The following is a 1,722-nucleotide window of genomic DNA, read 5'->3' as shown; positions in this document are numbered from 1 at the left end:
TGTGGGCATTGCCATGGGTACAGGGACTGACGTCGCGATGAATAGCGCGCAGCTCACGCTGGTAAAAGGCGACCTGATGGGGATTTTACGGGCACGGGCACTTTCGGTTGCAACGGTAAAAAACATGCGGCAAAACTTGGGGTTCGCCTTCCTTTACAACTCAATGGGTATTCCCCTCGCCGCAGGCCTGCTCTATCCACTGACGGGGCACCTTCTGTCTCCAATGATTGCTGCGTTAGCCATGAGCGTCAGTTCTGCGTCTGTAGTTTTCAATGCTTTGAGGCTGAGGAATACCCGAATTGAATGAGCGTAACCGATGCTCACAGCCCGCTATACATAACTCTTGACCTTACCGTGGTGTCAACGTTGATCTTGTTGTTGCGGTGAAAATAGACTGCTCAGCACAAGAGGAATAACCATGTTCGTCTTAAACGTATCAGGCATTGGTTGCGGTAGCTGCGTCAGCAAAATCACCAAAGCAATTCAGTCACTGGACAGCGAGGCTATGATTTCCGTGGATCGCGCAGCAGGTAAGGTAAGCGTTGAAAGCAGTGAAAACCCAGAGCAAGTCCGTAAAACTGTCGAAGCACTCGGTTTCCCTTCCCAAATCAGCGCCTGAGGCGCTGATTCCCTCGCTGGGTAAAGTTTATTATTCACCTCGCAGAGCTTTAAGTAGCCCCTTAAATGCTCCATTTAATCTAGTAAAGGCGGTTTCGAAATGAATTTCATTTTCCGTATACTTTGCGACCTCGACCTGTTGATCCACAGTATTTTGATCAATGGAAGGTTGGTTCGGCGTACTGTAAAGCAAAGCACCGCCGTGAATATCACTTACTAATTCGTTTACGGCAATATGTTTTGGGTTTGTTGTTTTTAAAGAGAACGGAGTAGCCAAACCTCCTTTTGTTTGGCTAGCCAGTACAGCAGAAAAGTCCAAGTCCCTGGCCTTAAAGTTAGGAGTGTCGGCATTAGCGATATTATTGCTAAGTACCTCAGCTCGTTGGCTGCGAAAACGTAATGCTCTTTCTGCGGAGCCAAGCGCTTTGTCAAAATTAATACTCACCGGTGGCCACCTTTAGTTACGCTGCCATTTAATTCCCACCTATCGAACACTCAAGTGCTTAACGTAGTGCGTCCGAGCCGATGTATGATTTCAGCGAAAAACTCAAAAAACGCCACGCCATCGTGCAGTGACCGGAAACTTACAACGCCGCACAGGTAAATTTTAGATGGTGGATGGAGGTTATGTGTCGTTGGATAGCTTAGACCTTACGGACTAATCACTCTGCATCTCAAGAGAAATATCGCAACCTGACACAACTGTAATATTGGCCTAAGCTTCCTGACAGGGGATGAGTCTTATAGTCCTATTGAGCCTCAAGCTCACCCCCTAGAGTCAACGACTGATGTGGATTCAGGGGTCACCAATAATCATCCGAGGCCCCCCAAATGAACCCTATCAAAACCTTGTTCGTCATCGCGGCTCTGACCGTCTCTTCTTTGGCTATGGCTGAAGGGGGTGGTGACCGGACTTTCGCACGCATGGAAGTGGCCAGGAATAATTCGATGGAATCGTACCGAGTAGCTCAAACGCAAAATGCCCAACATCCCGTCGCTGAAAGCAAAGCCAAGGCGATGGATCACAAGAATTGCTAAATAGCTAGCCCTCCAAGCTGACAGAAATGTAATCACTGCGGTGGTTTAAATGTGGCAATTTCTGAG

At 48.0% G+C, this 1,722-nt stretch carries 3 protein-coding genes and 1 pseudogene; 3 read left to right on the top strand and 1 reads right to left on the bottom strand.

Going from position 1 to position 1,722, the window contains the following annotated elements:
• Window positions 1-307 (top strand): annotated as a pseudogene (locus tag A7D21_RS33945) (copper-transporting ATPase); the annotation flags it as partial.
• A 111-nt stretch (window positions 308-418) separates the two neighbouring features.
• Entirely contained in the window at window positions 419-619 is a 201-nt protein-coding gene (locus A7D21_RS33940; protein WP_008437435.1) for a heavy-metal-associated domain-containing protein, read from the top strand.
• Window positions 620-649: 30 nt separating this feature from the next.
• Here A7D21_RS33940 and flgB read toward each other — a convergent pair whose 3' ends face one another.
• Window positions 650-1,063: a flagellar basal body rod protein FlgB gene (flgB, locus tag A7D21_RS35065; RefSeq protein WP_008437437.1), complete on the bottom strand. Its 414-nt coding sequence runs from the start codon at window positions 1,061-1,063 to the stop codon at window positions 650-652.
• Between the two features lie 386 nt (window positions 1,064-1,449).
• Between flgB and A7D21_RS33935 the strand changes: the two genes are divergently transcribed.
• Window positions 1,450-1,656: a co-regulatory protein PtrA N-terminal domain-containing protein gene (locus tag A7D21_RS33935; protein ID WP_019821302.1), complete on the top strand. Its 207-nt coding sequence runs from the start codon at window positions 1,450-1,452 to the stop codon at window positions 1,654-1,656.
• Window positions 1,657-1,722 lie beyond the last annotated feature (66 nt).

This window comes from Pseudomonas sp. AP19 (assembly GCF_001728855.1).
GTDB lineage: Bacteria > Pseudomonadota > Gammaproteobacteria > Pseudomonadales > Pseudomonadaceae > Aquipseudomonas > Aquipseudomonas fluorescens.
Note: the sequence above shows the minus strand (reverse complement) of the source record. Positions and strands in the feature narration are given on the sequence as shown.